Origin of the sequence: Phreatobacter stygius, assembly GCF_005144885.1 — a bacterium.
GTDB classification, from domain to species: domain Bacteria; phylum Pseudomonadota; class Alphaproteobacteria; order Rhizobiales; family Phreatobacteraceae; genus Phreatobacter; species Phreatobacter stygius.
In genome coordinates, this window is the sequence record NZ_CP039690.1 from 7,046,442 (window position 1) to 7,065,205 (window position 18,764).

At 65.0% G+C, this 18,764-nt stretch carries 13 protein-coding genes and 2 tRNA genes; all 15 read right to left on the reverse strand.

Annotation, left to right across the window (positions count from 1 at the left end; genetic code table 11):
- Positions 1 to 73 precede the first annotated feature (73 nt).
- Positions 74 to 4,285 (reverse strand): DNA-directed RNA polymerase subunit beta', encoded by a 4,212-nt coding sequence (gene rpoC / locus E8M01_RS33355; protein ID WP_136964109.1) that lies wholly within the window; start codon positions 4,283 to 4,285, stop codon positions 74 to 76.
- Positions 4,286 to 4,407: 122 nt separating this feature from the next.
- Complete coding sequence (gene rpoB, locus E8M01_RS33360) at positions 4,408 to 8,541, reverse strand: DNA-directed RNA polymerase subunit beta (protein WP_136964110.1); 4,134 nt, start codon at positions 8,539 to 8,541, stop codon at positions 4,408 to 4,410.
- Between the two features lie 284 nt (positions 8,542 to 8,825).
- Positions 8,826 to 9,200, reverse strand: a complete 375-nt coding sequence (gene rplL, locus E8M01_RS33365) for a 50S ribosomal protein L7/L12 (RefSeq protein ID WP_136964111.1) — start codon at positions 9,198 to 9,200, stop codon at positions 8,826 to 8,828.
- Positions 9,201 to 9,251: 51 nt separating this feature from the next.
- Complete coding sequence (rplJ, locus tag E8M01_RS33370) at positions 9,252 to 9,770, reverse strand: 50S ribosomal protein L10 (RefSeq protein WP_136964112.1); 519 nt, start codon at positions 9,768 to 9,770, stop codon at positions 9,252 to 9,254.
- A gap of 637 nt (positions 9,771 to 10,407) precedes the next feature.
- Positions 10,408 to 11,100, reverse strand: a complete 693-nt coding sequence (gene rplA, locus E8M01_RS33375; RefSeq protein ID WP_136964113.1) for a 50S ribosomal protein L1 — start codon at positions 11,098 to 11,100, stop codon at positions 10,408 to 10,410.
- Positions 11,101 to 11,104: 4 nt separating this feature from the next.
- Positions 11,105 to 11,533 carry a 50S ribosomal protein L11 gene (gene rplK / locus E8M01_RS33380; RefSeq protein WP_136964114.1) on the reverse strand — a complete coding sequence of 143 codons (429 nt, stop codon included), beginning with the start codon at positions 11,531 to 11,533 and terminating at the stop codon, positions 11,105 to 11,107.
- 163 nt (positions 11,534 to 11,696) lie between these two features.
- Entirely contained in the window at positions 11,697 to 12,227 is a 531-nt protein-coding gene (nusG, locus tag E8M01_RS33385; RefSeq protein ID WP_136964115.1) for a transcription termination/antitermination protein NusG, read from the reverse strand.
- Between the two features lie 13 nt (positions 12,228 to 12,240).
- Positions 12,241 to 12,438 carry a preprotein translocase subunit SecE gene (secE, locus tag E8M01_RS33390; RefSeq protein WP_136964116.1) on the reverse strand — a complete coding sequence of 66 codons (198 nt, stop codon included), beginning with the start codon at positions 12,436 to 12,438 and terminating at the stop codon, positions 12,241 to 12,243.
- A 190-nt stretch (positions 12,439 to 12,628) separates the two neighbouring features.
- Positions 12,629 to 13,387 carry a transporter substrate-binding domain-containing protein gene (locus tag E8M01_RS33395; protein ID WP_246088522.1) on the reverse strand — a complete coding sequence of 253 codons (759 nt, stop codon included), beginning with the start codon at positions 13,385 to 13,387 and terminating at the stop codon, positions 12,629 to 12,631.
- 75 nt (positions 13,388 to 13,462) lie between these two features.
- Positions 13,463 to 13,538 (reverse strand) — tRNA-Trp (locus E8M01_RS33400).
- 68 nt (positions 13,539 to 13,606) lie between these two features.
- The gene (gene tuf, locus E8M01_RS33405) at positions 13,607 to 14,797 is read right to left on the reverse strand and encodes an elongation factor Tu (RefSeq protein WP_136964105.1); all 1,191 of its coding nucleotides are present in this window, start codon (positions 14,795 to 14,797) and stop codon (positions 13,607 to 13,609) included.
- Between the two features lie 402 nt (positions 14,798 to 15,199).
- Positions 15,200 to 15,273, reverse strand: a tRNA-Gly gene (locus E8M01_RS33410).
- Positions 15,274 to 15,308: 35 nt separating this feature from the next.
- The gene (locus tag E8M01_RS33415) at positions 15,309 to 16,940 is read right to left on the reverse strand and encodes an ABC transporter ATP-binding protein (protein WP_136964117.1); all 1,632 of its coding nucleotides are present in this window, start codon (positions 16,938 to 16,940) and stop codon (positions 15,309 to 15,311) included.
- Complete coding sequence (locus E8M01_RS33420) at positions 16,937 to 17,776, reverse strand: ABC transporter permease (protein WP_136964118.1); 840 nt, start codon at positions 17,774 to 17,776, stop codon at positions 16,937 to 16,939. Before E8M01_RS33420 ends, E8M01_RS33415 begins: the two co-directional genes overlap by 4 nt.
- A complete protein-coding gene (locus tag E8M01_RS33425) occupies positions 17,773 to 18,759 on the reverse strand; it encodes an ABC transporter permease (RefSeq protein ID WP_136964119.1) in 987 nt (328 codons plus the stop codon). Before E8M01_RS33425 ends, E8M01_RS33420 begins: the two co-directional genes overlap by 4 nt.
- Positions 18,760 to 18,764: the final 5 nt, after the last annotated feature.

An 18,764-nucleotide genomic window follows, 5' to 3' on the forward strand; every position in this document is an offset into this window, starting at 1 on the left:
AAGGGCCGCCCCGAGGGGCGGCCCTTTTTTTTTCCGTGGTCGAGCGAGGGGGCTGACGCCCCCTGCCCCGCCATCAGCTCTGCGGCGCTTCGATCGCGGCAAGCTCGGCCGGCGCGGCACCCGCCTGGACGCTGGCGCTGGCGCTCTTCTGCTTCTCGTCGAGGATCAGATCGTCGCGCTTGGTGGCGATCTCGCGGATCCGGCTCATCGTCGCACCGGTTCCCGCCGGGATCAGGCGGCCGACGATGACGTTCTCCTTCAGGCCCTCCAGCGTGTCGGACTTGCCGTTGACGGCAGCTTCCGTGAGCACGCGGGTGGTTTCCTGGAACGACGCCGCCGAGATGAACGACCGGGTCTGCAGCGAGGCCTTGGTGATGCCGAGCAGAACAGGCACGCCGGAGGCCGGCTTCTTGTTCTTGTCGTCCTTGATCGCCTCGTTGGCTTCCTCGAGCTCGGTCTGGTCGACCTGATCGCCCTGGATCAGATCGGTGTCGCCGGGATCGGTGACCTCGACCTTCTGCAGCATCTGGCGAACGATCACCTCGATATGCTTGTCGTTGATGACGACGCCCTGCAGCCGGTAGACCTCCTGGATCTCGTTGACGAGGTAAGCGGCAAGCTCCTCCACGCCCTTGATCGCCAGGATGTCGTGCGGCGCCGGATTGCCGTCGACGATGAAGTCGCCCTTCTGCACCTCGTCGCCGTCCTGCAAGTGGATGTGCTTGCCCTTCGGGATGAGGTACTCGGCCGCATCGAGCTCGGCCTCGAAAGGCTCGATCGTGAGGCGACGCTTCTGCTTGTAGTCCTTGCCGAAGCGCACGACGCCCGAGACCTCGGCGATAATCGCGGCGTCCTTCGGCCGGCGGGCTTCGAACAGTTCCGCGACACGCGGCAGACCACCGGTGATGTCGCGGGTCTTGGCGCTTTCCAGCGGGATACGGGCGATGACGTCGCCGGCATAGACCTGCGCGCCGGCATCGGCCGAGATGACCGCTTCCACCGCCAGCGCGTAGCGGGCATCGGTCCCGCGCGGCAGCTTCTGGATCTTGCCGTTCGAGTCCTTGATCACCAGCGCCGGCTTCAGGTCGGCCGAGCGCGTCGAGGTCCGCCAGTCGATGACGATACGCTTGGTGAAGCCCGTCGACTCGTCGGTGGTCTCGGCGATCGACTGGCCGTCGACCAGGTCCTCGAAGCCGAGGATACCGTCGATCTCGGTGATGATCGGCCGGGTATAGGGGTCCCATTCGGCGATGCGCTGGCCGCGCTTCACCTTGGAGCCCTCGTCCACCCTCAGCTTGGCGCCGTACTGGATACGGTGCGTCGCGCGTTCCGAGCCGTCGGCATCGACGATGATCACCGCCATGTTGCGGCCCATCACGATGAGTTCGCCGTCGGAGTTCTTCACGATGCTCCGGTTGCGGATCCGGATCGTGCCCTCGAAGGTCGCCTCGATGAACGAGGTGTCGACCACCTGCGCGGCGCCGCCGATGTGGAACGTGCGCATGGTGAGCTGGGTGCCCGGCTCGCCGATCGACTGCGCGGCGATGACGCCGACAGCCTCGCCGATATTGACCGGCGTTCCGCGGGCGAGATCGCGGCCATAGCACTGGCCGCAGACACCGACCTTGGTCTCGCAGGTGAGCACCGAGCGGATCTTCACTTCCTGGATGCCGGCGGCGGTGATCGCCTCGACGTCCTTCTCCAGGATCATCCGGCCGGCTTCCACCAGCACCGCGCCCGACGACGGGTCGGTGACGGTGACGGCGGCCGAACGGCCGAGGATGCGGTGGCCGAGCGTCGCCACCACCTGGCCGGCGTCGACGATCGCTCGCATGCCGATGCCCTTGTCGGTGTGGCAGTCGACCTCGGTGATGATGCAATCCTGCGCCACGTCGACCAGACGACGGGTCAGGTAACCCGAGTTGGCCGTCTTCAAGGCGGTGTCGGCCAGACCCTTACGGGCACCGTGGGTGGAGTTGAAGTACTCCATCACGGACAGGCCTTCCTTGAAGTTCGAGATGATCGGGGTTTCGATGATCTCGCCCGAGGGCTTGGCCATCAGACCGCGCATCGCCGCGAGCTGGCGCATCTGGGTCGGCGAACCACGGGCACCCGAGTGGCTCATCATGTAGATCGAGTTGATCGGCTTGTCCTGGCCGTTCTCGTCCTTCTGGACCGCCGAGATGCGGCCCATCATTTCCTGAGCCAGACGATCCGAGCACTTGGCCCAGGCGTCCACGACCTTGTTGTATTTCTCGCCGAAGGTGATCAGGCCGTCGAGATATTGCTGCTCGTAGTCCTTGGTGAGCGAGCGGGTCTCTTCGACGATCGGCCACTTGTTGTCCGGCACGACCATGTCGTCCTTGCCGAAGGAAATGCCGGCCTTGTAGGCGTGGTAGAAGCCGAGCGCCATGATCCGGTCGCAGAAGATGACCGATTCCTTCTGACCGCAATGGCGGTAGACGGTGTCGATCATCGCCGAGATCTCCTTCTTCGTCATCAGCTTGTTGGCTGCGTCGAAGGGGACCTTGGTGGAGCGCGGCAGGAGCTGGCCGAGCAGAACCCGGCCAGGGGTCGTGTCGTACATGCGGCGGACCTCGTTGCCGTCGGCATCGAGACCTTCCCAGCGGTAGCGGATCTTGGTGTGCAGCGTGACGACCTTCTGGGCCAGCGCGTGCTCGAGCTCGCCGATATTGGCGAAGGCCTTGCCTTGGCCCGGCATGCCGTCCGACATCAGCGACACGTAATAGAGGCCGAGCACGATATCCTGCGACGGCACGATGATCGGCGCGCCGTTGGCGGGATGCAGGATGTTGTTGGTCGACATCATCAGCACGCGCGCTTCCAGCTGCGCTTCGAGCGACAGCGGAACGTGCACGGCCATCTGGTCGCCGTCGAAGTCGGCGTTGAACGCCGAGCAGACCAGCGGATGCAGCTGGATCGCCTTGCCCTCGATCAGCACCGGCTCGAAGGCCTGGATGCCGAGGCGGTGCAGGGTCGGAGCGCGGTTCAGCAACACCGGATGTTCGCGGATGACCTCGTCGAGGATATCCCAGACCTCCGGACGCTCCTTCTCGACCAGCTTCTTCGCCTGCTTGACGGTTGCCGACAGGCCCTTGGCGTCAAGCCGGGCATAGATGAACGGCTTGAACAGCTCGAGCGCCATCTTCTTCGGCAGGCCGCACTGGTGCAGCTTCATTTCCGGGCCGACGACGATGACCGAGCGGCCGGAATAGTCGACGCGCTTGCCGAGCAGGTTCTGGCGGAACCGGCCCTGCTTGCCCTTCAGCATGTCGGCGAGCGACTTCAGCGGGCGCTTGTTGGCGCCCGTGATGACGCGGCCGCGGCGGCCGTTGTCGAACAGGGCATCGACCGCTTCCTGAAGCATGCGCTTCTCGTTGCGGATGATGATGTCGGGCGCGCGCAGCTCGATCAGCCGCTTCAGGCGGTTGTTGCGGTTGATGACGCGGCGGTAGAGGTCGTTCAGATCCGAGGTGGCGAAGCGGCCGCCGTCCAGCGGCACCAGCGGGCGCAGGTCCGGCGGGATCACCGGCACGACCGTCAGGATCATCCATTCCGGCTTGTTGCCCGACTGGATGAAGGCCTCGATGATCTTCAGGCGCTTGGCGAGCTTCTTCGGCTTCAGCTCGGTGGTGGCCTCCGAGATCTCCTTGCGGGTATCGGCGGCGAGCTTCTCCAGGTCCAGGCCGCGCAGCAGCTCGCGGATCGCCTCGGCGCCGATCATGGCGGTGAAGCTGTCGTCGCCGTATTCGTCCTGGGCGCGGATATATTCTTCCTCGGACAGGAGCTGGCGCTCCTTGAGGGCGGTCAGGCCCGGCTCGAGGACGACGTAATATTCAAAATAGAGGATCCGCTCGAGATCCTTCAGCGGCATGTCGAGCAACAGGCCGATGCGGCTCGGCAGCGACTTCAGGAACCAGATATGGGCGACCGGAGCGGCCAGCTCGATATGGCCCATGCGCTCGCGGCGCACGCGCGACAGGGTGACCTCGACGCCGCACTTCTCGCAGATGATGCCCTTGTACTTCATCCGCTTGTACTTGCCGCACAAGCACTCGTAGTCCTTGATCGGCCCGAAGATGCGGGCGCAGAACAACCCGTCTCGCTCCGGCTTGAAGGTGCGGTAGTTGATCGTCTCGGGCTTTTTGATTTCGCCGAACGACCACGACAGGATCTTTTCCGGGCTCGCGATCGAGATCTTGATCTGATCGAAAGTGGCCGGCTGCGTCGTCGGATTGAAGAGATTCGCGACCTCTTGGTTCATCGCCGTCTCCAAAGCCCGGGTTTACCGGGAGAAAATCCGGGCCGGGGCGAAACGCTCCCGACCGATGTGAACATCTTGTGGCGGGACCGGGCGAACCCGATCCCGCAAAAAGCGTCGAACGATTACTCGGCGGCCTGCCGGCCAACGTCGTCGGAGCCTGCGCCCCGCTGCGGCTTGGTGGCCGCCAGTTCGACATTGAGGCCGAGTGACCGCATTTCCTTGACCAGCACGTTGAAGCTTTCGGGGATACCGGCCTCGAAGGTGTCGTCGCCCCGGACGATCGCCTCGTAGACCTTGGTGCGGCCGGCGACATCGTCCGACTTCACCGTCAGCATCTCCTGCAGCGTATAGGCCGCGCCATAGGCCTCGAGCGCCCAGACTTCCATTTCGCCGAAGCGCTGGCCGCCGAACTGCGCCTTGCCGCCCAGCGGCTGCTGGGTGACGAGCGAGTAGGGACCGATGGAACGGGCGTGGATCTTGTCGTCCACGAGGTGGTGCAGCTTCAGCATGTAGATATAGCCGACCGTCACCTGACGATCGAAGCTCTCGCCGGTCTTGCCGTCGAACAGCTTCACCTGACCGGAATGGTTCAGGCCGGCGGTATCCAGCATCTTCTCGATGTCGGCTTCCTTGGCGCCGTCGAAGACCGGCGTGGCGAAATGAACGCCGCGACGCGTATTGCGCGCGAGTTCCACCAGGTTCGGCTCGTCCAGCACGGTGATCTGCGGGTCGTCGCCATAGATCTTGGCGAAGGTTTCCTTCAGCGGCTTGACGTCCCTCGACTTCATATAGGCGTCGTAGGCCTGTCCGACCATCTTGCCGAGACCGGCCGCGGCCCAGCCCAGATGGGTCTCCAGGATCTGACCGACATTCATGCGGCTCGGCACGCCGAGCGGGTTCAGCACGATGTCGACCGCCGTGCCGTCCTCGAGGAACGGCATGTCCTCCAGCGGCACGATCCGCGACACGACACCCTTGTTGCCGTGCCGGCCGGCCATCTTGTCGCCCGGCTGGATCTTGCGCTTCACCGCCACGAAGACCTTGACCATCTTCATGACGCCCGGCGGCAGTTCGTCGCCGCGCTGGAGCTTTTCGACCTTGTCGAGGAAGCGCTGCTCGAGGCGGCGCTTCGATTCGTCGTACTGCTTCCGCATGGCCTCGATTTCGGCCATCAGCGCATCGTCGGCGACGCCGAAGGCCCACCACTGACCACGGGGGAATTCCGTGATGATGTCGCGGGTCAGCACGGTGTCCTTCTTGAAGCCCTTCGGCCCGGCGATGCCGGTCTTGTTCTCCAGGACTTCGGCCAGGCGGCCGTAGACGTTGCGGTCGAGGATCGCCTGCTCGTCGTCGCGGTCCTTGGCGAGCCGTTCGATCTCCTCGCGCTCGATCGCCTGGGCGCGCTCGTCCTTGTCGACGCCATGACGGTTGAACACGCGGACTTCGACGACCGTGCCGGTGACACCCGGGGGCACGCGCAGCGAGGTGTCGCGCACATCCGAGGCCTTTTCACCGAAGATCGCCCGCAGGAGCTTCTCTTCCGGCGTCATCGGGCTTTCGCCCTTCGGCGTGATCTTGCCGACCAGGATGTCGCCCGGCTGCATTTCCGCGCCGATATAGACGATGCCGGCCTCGTCGAGGTTCTTCAGCGCCTCTTCCGACACGTTCGGAATGTCGCGCGTGATTTCCTCAGGGCCCAGCTTGGTGTCGCGGGCCATGACCTCGAACTCCTCGATATGGATCGAGGTGAACACGTCTTCCTTGACGATCCGCTCGGACAGCAGGATCGAGTCCTCGAAGTTGTAGCCGTTCCACGGCATGAACGCGACGAGCACGTTGCGGCCGAGCGCCAGATCGCCGAGATCGGTGGACGGGCCGTCGGCCAGGATCTCACCCTTCTTGACGATGTCGCCGACACGCACCAGCGGACGCTGGTTGATGCAGGTGTTCTGGTTGGAACGCTGGAACTTCATCAGCCGGTAGATGTCGACGCCCGACTTGGTCGGATCGAGATCTTCGGTCGCGCGGATAACGATACGGGTCGCATCGACCTGGTCGACCACGCCGGTCCGGCGGGCGGCGATCGCCGCTCCCGAATCGCGGGCCACCACCGCTTCCATGCCGGTGCCGACGAAGGGCGCATCCGCCTTCACCAGCGGCACGGCCTGGCGCTGCATGTTCGAGCCCATCAGAGCGCGGTTGGCGTCATCGTTCTCGAGGAACGGGATGAGCGCGGCGGCGACCGACACCAGCTGCTTCGGCGACACGTCCATGAAGTCGACGCGATCGACCGGCAGCAGCAGGACTTCACCGGCCTGGCGGCAGATGATCAGGTCCTCGACGAACTTGCCCGACTTGTCGATCGGCGCGTTGGCCTGGGCGACGGCATATTTGCCCTCTTCCATGGCCGACAGATAGATCACCTCGTCGGTGACCCGGCCGTCACGCACCTTGCGGTAGGGCGTTTCGATGAAGCCGTATTTGTTGACGCGCGCAAAGGTCGCGAGCGAGTTGATCAGACCGATATTCGGGCCTTCCGGCGTCTCGATCGGGCAGATGCGGCCGTAATGCGTCGGGTGCACGTCGCGCACCTCGAAGCCGGCACGCTCGCGCGACAGACCGCCCGGTCCAAGCGCCGACAGGCGGCGCTTGTGGGTGATCTCCGACAACGGATTGGTCTGGTCCATGAACTGCGAGAGCTGCGAGGAACCGAAGAACTCGCGCACGGCGGCAGCCGCCGGCTTGGCGTTGATCAGGTCCTGCGGCATGACGGTGTCGATCTCGACCGACGACATGCGCTCCTTGATCGCCCGCTCCATGCGCAGCAGACCGACGCGGTACTGGTTCTCCATGAGCTCGCCGACCGAACGCACCCGGCGGTTGCCGAGGTGGTCGATATCGTCGATCTCGCCCTTGCCGTCGCGCAGTTCGACCAGCGTCTTGACCACCGCCAGGATGTCGTCCTTGCGCAGGATGCGCACGGTGTCCTCGGCGGTCAGGTCGAGGCGCATGTTCATCTTGACGCGGCCGACCGCTGACAGGTCGTAGCGCTCACTGTCGAAGAACAGCGAATGGAACATCGCTTCCGCGGTGTCCACCGTCGGCGGCTCGCCCGGGCGCATCACCCGGTAGATGTCGAACAGCGCGTCTTCGCGCGTCATGTTCTTGTCGCCGACCAGCGTGTTGCGGATATAGCCGCCAATGGTGATGTGGTCGATGTCGAGCGTCTCGATGTCGTGATAGCCCTCGGCCACCAGCATCTTCAGCATCTTCTCGGTGATCTCGTCGCCGGCCTCGGCATAGATCTCACCGGTCTTCATGTTGACCATGTCTTCGGCGAGGTAGCGGCCGGACAGCTCTTCCGCGGTCATGCGGAGCGCCTTCAGGCCCTTTTCGGCCAGCTTCTTGGCATCGCGCACGGCGAGCTTCTTGCCGGCTTCCAGCACGACTTCGCCACTGTCGGCGTCGATCAGGTCGGTGGTCGTCTTGTACCCGCGCATACGCGCCGGGTCGTAAGGCATCCGCCAGCCGTCCTTCTTGTCCTTCGAAACCGTGATGTGGTTGTAGAAGGTCGACAGGATCTCTTCATTGTCCATGCCGAGCGCATAGAGCAGCGACGTCACCGGGATCTTCCGGCGGCGGTCGATACGCGCGAAGACGATGTCCTTGGCGTCGAACTCGATGTCGAGCCAGGAGCCGCGATAGGGAATGATGCGGGCGGCGAACAGGAGCTTGCCCGAGGAGTGGGTCTTGCCCTTGTCGTGATCGAAGAACACGCCCGGCGAACGGTGCATCTGCGAGACGATGACGCGCTCGGTGCCGTTGACGATGAAGGTGCCGTTCGAGGTCATGAGCGGGATATCGCCCATGTAGACGTCCTGTTCCTTGATGTCCTTGACCGACTTGGCGCCGGTGTCGGCGTCCACATCGAACACGATCAGGCGCAGCGTCACCTTCAAGGGCGCGGCAAAGGTCATGCCGCGCTGGCGGCACTCGTCAACGTCGTATTTCGGCGGCTCGAACTCGTATTTCACGAACTCCAGCATGGCGCTGCCGGAGAAATCGGTGATCGGAAACACCGATTTGAAGACCGCCTGCAGCCCCTCGTCGAGGCGTCCGCCTCGCGGTTCCTCGACCATCAGGAACTGGTCGTATGACGATTTCTGAACCTCGATGAGGTTCGGCATCGTCGCGACTTCCCTGATTTTACCGAAGAACTTGCGGAACCGCTTGCGGCCGGTGAAGGTCTGAGCCATGTCGCTCCCTCGCTTGGGCCGCTCGGCGTCGGCGGCGGCCCTGGTCCCAGCGGCAGAGACGGTCATGAGTGAACCATCTCTCCGCAGACGCCTGACCGGACGGTCCAAAACGGGTCGGATTTCACGACCCTGGACCGTCCGGTCAAGCGTTCGACACCTGTTGCACTGCGCGGGGGCAAACCCGCGGATCGAAATCTCGCCGCGATGCGGCGCCTAAACCCGCCGCGGTCGCCCGCGACGGGGGAAACCTGCGGGCGGCCCCGAAGGACCGCCCGCACGTCACATCACTTCAATTCGACTTTGGCGCCGGCGGCTTCCAGCTGCTTCTTCAGCTTTTCGCCTTCGTCCTTGGTCACGCCTTCCTTGACGGCCTTCGGAGCGGCTTCGACCAGGTCCTTGGCTTCCTTCAGGCCGAGGCCCGTGATGGCGCGGACTTCCTTGATCACCTCGATCTTCTTGTCGCCGACGGCGGCAAGAAGCACGGTGAACTCGGTCTGCTCTTCGACGGCGGCGGCAGCGCCACCAGCCGGAGCAGCGGCAACCGCAACGGCGGCGGCGGCCGAGACGCCCCACTTTTCTTCGAGCATCTTGGCGAGGTCAGCCGCCTCGAGGACGGTCAGCGACGAGAGTTCTTCGACGATTTTGGCGAGATCAGCCATTTCAAATCTTCCTTATTGATCGGTTCGAACCGTTAGAGTGTGAGAGGAGCCTCACGCAGCCTTGTCTCGATTGGCATAAGCGCCGAACACACGCGCAAGCTTGGCAGCAGGCGCGGTCGAGAGCTGGGCGATCTTGGTCGCGGGAGCCTGGATGAGGCCCACGATCTTGGCGCGCAGTTCGTCGAGCGACGGCAGTGTGGCGAGCGCCTTCACTGCGTCGGGGTTCAGAGCGGTCTTACCCATCGCACCACCGAGGACCACGAACTTGTCGTGAGCCTTGGCGAATTCGACGGCGACCTTCGGTGCCGCGACCGGATCATGGCTGACCGCCAGGATCGTGGGGCCCGTCAACAGGGCTCCAATGGACGCGACGTCCGTGCCTTCGAGAGCGATCTTCGCGAGGCGGTTTTTTGCGACCTTCACCGACGCGCCCTGGGCCTTCATCTTGCGACGGAGGTCCTGCATCTGCGCGACTGTGAGGCCGGAATAGTGAGCGACGACGACAACGCTCGAGGTCTGGAAGACCTCCTTGAGCGAGCCGACGAGCTCTTTCTTTTCCGCGCGATCCACTTTGTGCTCTCTCTGGGTCGAGGTGCCCTCGCGGGCCCCTCGGGTTGCACCTGCCGATGATCGGCTTCCGGTTTCGAGCCGGACACCGAACGATCGACGTTCGGCCCTGTCCCCTCAGGACACCGCCGGATGTCGCCATCCGTCGGCCGAGGTGCATTGAGTTCGAACCGGTCCTTCGGCGTTGCCGCCGGTGAAACGGTCTTCACCCGTCTGTGCAGGCTTGGCGATTAAGAAGGGGAAGCCCCCCCTCGCCTGCAGTCTCGGACAGGACATTCCAGCCGCCTCTTCTCCTGACCCTTCGGCGCGGAGACAAATTCGGCTGGCCTTGCCGCCCGGGTTGCCCCGAACGGAAGCTTGTTAAATTCGTATCGGACTCTGATCGAGGTCCCGGATCACTCCGCCGTCAGATCCTCGCTGATGACCGCCGCAAAACTCCACAGCGATCCATGGCCCAAACGGAATCGGGGCGCGGTCACCCACACCCCAGGTCGGCTCATCTAGCAAAGGCTGTTCCACTTGCCAAGTGGCGAATACAATTTTTTCATTGACAATCGCGCGACAGCTCCCGGAAGACCCGGAGGGCGCACCACGGCAGATAAGTGGTGCGCCGTCCGTTTTCAACGCCTCAGGGCTGAAATCAGCCGTTCAGAACGCTAGCCGCATCGACTTTCACGCCCGGACCCATGGTCGAGGAAATCGCGATCCTCTGAACATAGGTGCCTTTCGCGCCGGTCGGCTTGGCCTTCACAACTGCGTCAGCGAAGGCCTTGATGTTCTCGATCAGCTTCGACTGATCGAACGAGGCCTTGCCGACCGCCGAGTGGATGATGCCGGCCTTCTCGACGCGGAACTCGACGGCGCCGCCCTTGGAGGCCTTCACCGCGCTGGTCACGTCCATGGTGACGGTTCCGACCTTCGGATTCGGCATCATGCCGCGCGGGCCGAGCACCTTGCCGAGGCGACCGACCAGACCCATCATGTCGGGCGTCGCGATGCAGCGATCGAACTCGATCTTGCCGCTCTGGACGATCTCGACCAGATCCTCGGCACCGACGATATCGGCACCGGCCTTGAGGGCCTCTTCGGCCTTCGGACCGCGCGCGAACACGGCAACCCGCAGCGTCCGGCCGGAGCCGTTCGGCAGGTTGCACACGCCGCGAACCATCTGGTCGGCATGGCGGGGATCGACGCCGAGATTCATCGCGATCTCGACAGTCTCGTCGAACTTGGCGGTGGCGCGCTCCTTGATGAGCTTCACCGCTTCGTCGATGGCGTAGGTCTTGCTGGCGTCGATACCTTCGACAGCTTTACGAAAACGCTTGCCGCTCATGATCTTACCCCACGACCTCGAGGCCCATGGAACGGGCCGAGCCTTCGATCATCGACGAGGCCGAGTCGACCGTGTCGCAGTTCATGTCGACCATCTTCGCCTTGGCGATCTCGGCGATCTGGGCGCGCGTGATCTTGCCGGCGAAACCCTTGCCGGTGGTCGGATGGCCCTTGTCGATCTTGGCCGCCTTCTTGATGAAGTAGCTCACCGGGGGCTGCTTCATTTCGAAGGTGAAGGAACGGTCCTGATACGCGGTGATGATCACCGGGATCGGCACGCCCTTTTCCATCTGCTGGGTCTTCGCATTGAAGGCCTTGCAGAATTCCATGATGTTCAGACCGCGCTGGCCGAGCGCGGGACCGATCGGCGGCGACGGGTTAGCGGCACCCGCCGGCACCTGCAGCTTGATAAAGCCGACGATTTTCTTCGCCATGATGACCTCCTAACAGACCCCTCGAGGGGTCGTCGGGTTGGGTTTCGTGGTCGGGTTCGGAGCGCTGGCGGACCGCCGCTCCTCGCCTCCCACGGGTGAACGGAACGGCTTGACCGCTCCGGCATGCCGGCCGCCCGGGCGAAAAGCCCGGCCGGCCGATTGGTCAGAGCTTGTCGACCTGACCGAATTCCAGTTCGACCGGCGTCGGCCGGCCGAAGATCGAGACCGCGACCTTGACCCGGGCGCGGGCGTCGTCGACCTCTTCGACGAAGCCTTCGAACGAAGCGAAGGGACCGTCATTGACCTTGACCTTCTCGCCGACCTCGAAGGACACGGTGGCCTTCGGACGGTCGACGCCTTCCTGGACCTGCTGGGCGATGCGCATCGCCTCGGCTTCCGGGATCGGCATGGGCTTCTTGTCGGCGCCGAGGAAGCCGGTCACCTTCGGGGTGTTCTTGATCAGGTGATAGGCCTGATCGGTCATGTCCATCTTCACCAGGACATAGCCGGGGAAGAACTTGCGCTCGGTGTCGACCTTGCGGCCGCGGCGCACCTCAACCACCCGCTCCTTGGGCACCAGGATGTCCTCGAACAGTTCGGACAGGCCGCGCTGGGCCGCACCCTCGCGGATCGCCTCGGCGACCTTGTTCTCGAAGTTCGAATAGGCGTGAACGACGTACCACTGCTTGGCCATGACGTCCTCCCGATCAGCTGCCGACCGAAAGGAGCGCCTGGACGCCCCAGCGAATGACCGAATCAGCGGCAAAGAAGAAGATCGCCGACACGACCATGAAGATGAAGACCATCAACGTGGTGATCCCGACTTCCTTGCGGGACGGCCAGGTGACCTTGTTGGCCTCCTGGCGCACCTGCTGCATGAACTCGAACGGGTTGGTCTTGGCCATGAACTGAATCCGAACAAGGCCGATCACCGCCCCGGCCCGTTTCGGACCAGAGCCGGCGCATCGGCCTCTCAAGAAGGAAGCGCGTCCCGCCGGATGTCCGTCACCGGGCCGGCAGGGAGAGGGTCTGCTAACCGAAACCGGGCGAGGCGTCAAGGAAAACGCCGCCGGTGCGGCGTCCCGGCGCAGCAGATCAGGACGCTGTCGCGATACGATCGACCTCGGCCGCACCGAAGCCATGGCGCGCCATCAGCGCCCGATGAGCGGGCGTGCCGAGAAATCCGGCCAGCGCCGCGTCGACCGCCTGCGCCAGGCCGTCATTGGCCCGGCTGAAGGCAAAACCGCCGGCCCGGGCCGGCCCCGCGACATCGACGACCGCGAAAGCCGAGGCCCCGGTCTTCGCCAGATAACCCCGGTGCGCCATGGCGACGCTGGCATAGGCCTCGACCTCGCCCTGGCCGACGCCCTCGGCCGCCTCGCCTTGGGTCGCATAGACAACGATTCGCTCCGGCGGGATGCCGCCGGCACGCGCCGCGTCATGCTGGATCTGGCCCTCGATCACGCCGAGGCGCGCCTTGGCGTCGCGCGCGATCGAACCGTAGCCGGTCAGCCGCTTCGGATTGCCCGCGGCCACCAGCAGGCCGTCGGGCAGCGCCCAGACCGGCCGGCTGAAGGCGACCTGCCTTGCCCGTTCGGCGGTGATGAACAGCCCTGTCGTCATGGTCCAGCGTCCGTCCACCAGGCCCGGCAGCAGGTCGGCGAATTCGGCCATGACGAAATCGACCGGTCCGGCGCCGGCCGCGGCCAGCACGTGGCGGGCGAGTTCGACATCGCAGCCCGCCACCTGCCCGTCGGCCTCGCGCCGGCAGAACGGCGGCTCCTCGAGATAGGCGAAGGTCACCCGCTCCCGCCAGGCCGGCTGGGTCTGCCCCTGTGTCCGCTGCATCGTCATGGCATGATCCAAGGCTGGCCGGGATGGCGCCAAAAAGAAAAACCCCGGCGATGCGATCGCCGGGGTTTTCGAATTTGGCAGGGGCAGCAGGGTTCGAACCCGCGACCTGCGGTTTTGGAGACCGCCGCTCTACCAGCTGAGCTATACCCCTAAGAAGAACCGCCGGACGAGCCGCAGGATATAGTCCCCCGCGGCTCGGCGATCAATCGTTCGATGCGATCACTCGATGATGGTTGCGACGACGCCGGCACCGACGGTGCGGCCGCCTTCGCGGATGGCGAAGCGCAGCTTCTCTTCCATGGCGATCGGCACGATCAGGTTGACCGTCATGGCGATGTTGTCGCCCGGCATGACCATCTCGGTGCCCTCGGGAAGATGCACGATGCCGGTGACATCGGTCGTGCGGAAGTAGAACTGCGGACGATAATTGGTGAAGAACGGCGTGTGACGGCCACCCTCCTCCTTCGTCAGGATATAGGCCTCGGCCTTGAACTTGGTGTGCGGCTTGACCGAACCCGGCTTGCACAGGATCTGGCCGCGCTCGACGTCCTCGCGCTTGGTGCCGCGCAGGAGCGCGCCGATATTGTCGCCGGCCTGGCCCTGGTCCAGGAGCTTGCGGAACATTTCGACACCGGTGACCACCGTCTTGGTGGTGTCCTTGATGCCGACGATTTCGACTTCTTCGCCAACCTTGACGATGCCGCGCTCGACGCGACCGGTGACCACAGTGCCGCGGCCCGAGATCGAGAACACGTCTTCGATCGGCATCAGGAACGGCTGGTCGATCGGACGCTCCGGCTGCGGGATGTAGGCGTCGACGGTTTCCATCAGCGCCAGCACCGCGTCATGGCCGATCGCCGGCTCGCGGTTCTCCAGCGCGCACAGCGCCGAACCCTTGGTGATCGGAATGTCGTCGCCGGGGAAGTCGTACTTGGACAGGAGCTCGCGCACCTCGAGCTCGACCAGCTCGAGGAGCTCGGCGTCGTCGACCATGTCGACCTTGTTCAGGAACACCACCAGCGCCGGCACGCCGACCTGGCGGGCCAAAAGGATGTGCTCGCGGGTCTGCGGCATCGGGCCGTCGGCGGCCGAAACCACCAGGATCGCGCCGTCCATCTGCGCCGCGCCGGTGATCATGTTCTTCACATAGTCGGCGTGGCCGGGGCAGTCGACATGGGCGTAGTGGCGGTTCTTCGTCTCGTATTCGACATGCGCCGTCGAGATCGTGATGCCACGCGCCTTCTCTTCCGGCGCCTTGTCGATCTGGTCATAGGCCGTGAACGTCGCGCCACCGCTCTCCGCCAGAACCTTGGTGATCGCCGCCGTCAGCGACGTCTTGCCATGGTCGACGTGACCGATCGTGCCGATGTTGCAGTGCGGCTTAGTGCGTGCGAACTTTTCCTTGGCCATGGGACGCCTCTCGACGGATCGAATTGGAACCTGCGGCCGGAACGACCACATCTCGGGGCGTGGGGATAGTGTGAATTCGCCGGTTCTGCAAGAGCCAGTTCCGGCAAGTCTTCACAACTCCTGATGAAGATCGTGCCGGGGGCTGCCGGCCGGGGGTGGCGGCGGCCGTGAGCCGGGTGGTTTCGGCAGGCGTTCGCCGGCGCCCGCGGCTGCGACCGTAAGCCGTCGAATGGTCCCGCGGCAGCCGCCGGGACAGGCAGGATGGCCGCGCGCGCCCACGGATCTTCCAGTGGCAGCCCGCCCACGCACGCGAGAACGGACAGATCAGCGGGCGTGACGTCTCCAGCACGCAAAAGGCCCGTGATGACAACGGCCTAGCGGCATTGATGTGGCGGGGGGTGCTGGAGCGGGTAGCGGGAATCGAACCCGCATATTCAGCTTGGAAGGCTGCTGCTCTACCACTGAGCTATACCCGCGTCGGCATGGGAGTGACCACATTCCGCGCGCCGGATCAAGAGGCAGGCTGAACCGGCGCGCTGCGCGTCGCTTCCCAGGCCCGGCCGGGGATCGCCGCCAGGAGTTCTTTCGTATAGGCGTGGCGCGGGGTTTCGAAGACGTCGCGGGTCGGGCCGAGCTCGACGATCTCGCCCTGTTTCATCACCGCGATCCGGTCGCAGATCTGGGCGGCGATGCGCAGGTCATGGGTGATGAACAGCATGGTCAGCCCAAGCCGGGCCTTGAGATCGGCGATCAGGTCGAGCACCTGGGCCTGGACCGAGACGTCGAGCGCCGAGACCGGCTCGTCGGCCACCAGGAGTTCCGGATCGAGCGCCAGCGCCCGGGCGAGCCCGATGCGCTGGCGCTGGCCGCCGGAAAACTCATGGGGAAAACGCTCGATGGCACCGGCATCGAGGCCGACAAGGGCCAGGAGCTCACGGGCGCGGCCAAGCGCCACATCCCGCGACACGCCATGGGTTACCGGACCTTCGGCAATGATGTCGCCGATCCGCCGGCGCGGATTGAGCGAGGCGAAGGGATCCTGGAACACCATCTGGATCTTCTTGCGCAAGGGCTTCATCGCGGCCTTGCCGAGCGGCGCGATATCGACGCCGTTGAACAGGATGGCGCCGGCTGTCGGGTCGTAGAGCCGGACGACGCAGCGCGCCAGCGTCGACTTGCCCGACCCCGATTCGCCGACCAGTCCGACCGTCTCGCCGCGCGCGACCACCAGCGAGGCGTCGTTGACCGCTTTCACCTCGCTGCGCTTGATCAGGAACCCGCCGCGGTGGAACACTTTCGAGACGTCGCGAATGTCGAGCAGCGGCGCGGTCGTCACCGCGGCGCGCGAAATCGCGGCGAAATGCGGCACGGCGGCGATCAGCCGCTGGGTATAGGGATGGCGCGGCGCGTTCAGCACCTCGTCGCGGGTGCCGATCTCGACGATCCGGCCCTTGCTCATCACGGCGACCCGGTCGGCGATGTCGGCGACCACGCCGAAGTCGTGGGTGATGAACAAGACGCCGGTGCCCTTGGTCGCCTGCAGGTCACGGATCAGCCTGAGGATCTGCGCCTGGGTGGTGACGTCGAGCGCGGTGGTCGGCTCGTCGGCGATCAGCACCGCCGGTTCGAGCGCCAGCGCCATGGCGATCATGACGCGCTGGCGCTGGCCGCCGGAGAGCCGGAACGGATAGGCGTCGATCGTGCGCGCGGGATCGGGAATGCCGACGCTCGCCAGGAGTTCCAGCGCCTTGACCCGGCGCGAGCCGGGATCGCCGACGTCATGGGCCTCCATCACCTCGGCGATCTGCTTGCCGATCGGCATGATCGGGTTGAGCGCCGTCATCGGCTCCTGGAAGATCATCGCGACCCGGCGGCCGCGCAGCGAGCGCTTGGCCTCGGCGCTCAGCTCCAGGATGTCCTGGCCCTCGAAGATGACCGAACCGGAGGTCACCGGCAGGCGCTTCGGCAAAAGCCCCATGATGGTCGAGGCGGCGATCGACTTGCCCGACCCGGATTCGCCGACGATGCACAAGACCTCGCCGGGCGACAGATCGAAGGAGACGTCCGATATCGCCTCCGGCCGGTCGCCGCCCGGCGGCAGCGCGACGGTCAGGTTCTTCACCGAAAGCAGCGGCCCGGTCATTCGCCACCTCGGTCATGCAGGCGCGGGTTGAGGGCATCCGACAGCCCCTCCCCGATCAGGTTGAGGGCAAGCACGGTCAGGAACAGCGCGATGCCGGGAAACACGCTGGTCCACCAGGCGAGCTGGATGGTCGAGCGCCCCGAACCGATCATGAAGCCCCAGCTCATCACATTGGGATCGCCGAGGCCCAAAAACGACAGCGCGGCCTCCAGCAGGATGGCGGTCGCCACCATGAAGGACGCCAGCACGACGATCGGCGACAGGGCATTGGGCAGGATCTGGCGGAACACGATGGTCCAGGTGCCCTGCCCGAGGACGACCGCGGCCTGGACGAATTCGCGCGAGCGGAGCGACAGGAATTCACCGCGCACCACGCGTGCCACCGGCGGCCAGGAGACGATCGCCACCGCCAGCACGATGGAGGCGACCGAGGGCTGGAAGATCGCCACGATCAACAAGGCCAGCACGAAGCTCGGGATCGCCTGGAAAAACTCGGTGAAACGCATGATCAGGTCGTCGATCAGGCCGCCGGCATAACCGGCGAAGGCGCCGAGCGTCACGCCGATCAAGAGCGCCGCCGCGGTCGAGACCGCGCCGATCAGGAGCGAGACCCGGGCGCCGTGGACAATGGTCGCCCAGACGTCGCGGCCGAGCATGTCGGTGCCGAGGAGATGGCCCTCGTCGAGCGGCGGCGACACCGGCGAACCCGCCATGTCCCAGGGATTGCCGGGCGCGATCCAGGGACCGAACACCGCCAGGACGAGCACCACCGCCATGATCGCCAGGCCGATCACGGCCCCGACATTTTTGGAGAAGCGTTTCCAGAACGAGGTCATGCGCCCACCTCGATGCGCGGATCGACCAGCGCATAGATCACATCGGTGATCAGGTTGATCACGACCGCCATGGCCGAGGTCACGATGAACACGCCGAGCAGCAGGTTGTAGTCACGCGCCAGCAAGGCCTCGAAGGCGAGCCGGCCGACGCCCGGCCAGGCGAAGACCGTTTCGACCAGCACCGAGCCGCCGACAATGGTACCGGCCTGGACGCCGGCAAAACCGATGACCGGCAGCAGCGCGTTCCTGAGAATGTGCCGGCGCACGATCGGGCCCTCCTTCAGGCCCTTGGCGCGGGCGGTGCGGACGAAGTCCTGGGTCGCCACCTCGAGCATCGAGGCGCGGGTCAGCCGGGCGTAAAGCGCCATGAAGAACAGGCCGAGGGTGAGCGACGGCAGGACCAGGTATTGCGCCACGTCCCAGGCGAACGCGAGGCCGTGCAAGTCCTCGCCGATCGAATACATGCCGATCGCCGGCAGCCAGTTCAGCCAGATCGAAAACACCAGGATGAAGATCAGGCCAACCCAGAACAGCGGCGTGGCGTAGCAGGTCAGCGCGATGACGGTGATCAGGCTGTCGGCCCAGGTGCCGACCCGGCGCGCCGCCAGCACGCCGAGCGTGACGCCGACCGAGACGGCGAAGATGAAGGCGGTCGCGGTCAACAGGATGGTCGCCGGCAGGCGCTCGGCGATCAGGCTGCCGACGGTGCGCTGGACCCGGTGCGAATAACCGAAATCGAGTGTGGCTATGCCCTTGAGATAGATCAACAGCTGCGTGCCGAGCGACTTGTCCAGGCCGAACTGCTGGCGCAACTGGGCGAGGAACTGCGCGTCGGCCGCCCCCGACTGGCCGGCGATGACCAGCGCCGGATCGCCCGGCGCCAGCCTGACCAGGAAGAAGGCGAGGATGACCACGCCGATCACCACGCCCAGCGCCTTGATCAGGCGCTGGACGAGGAACATGAGGAAATGGGAGGCATCCATGTCAG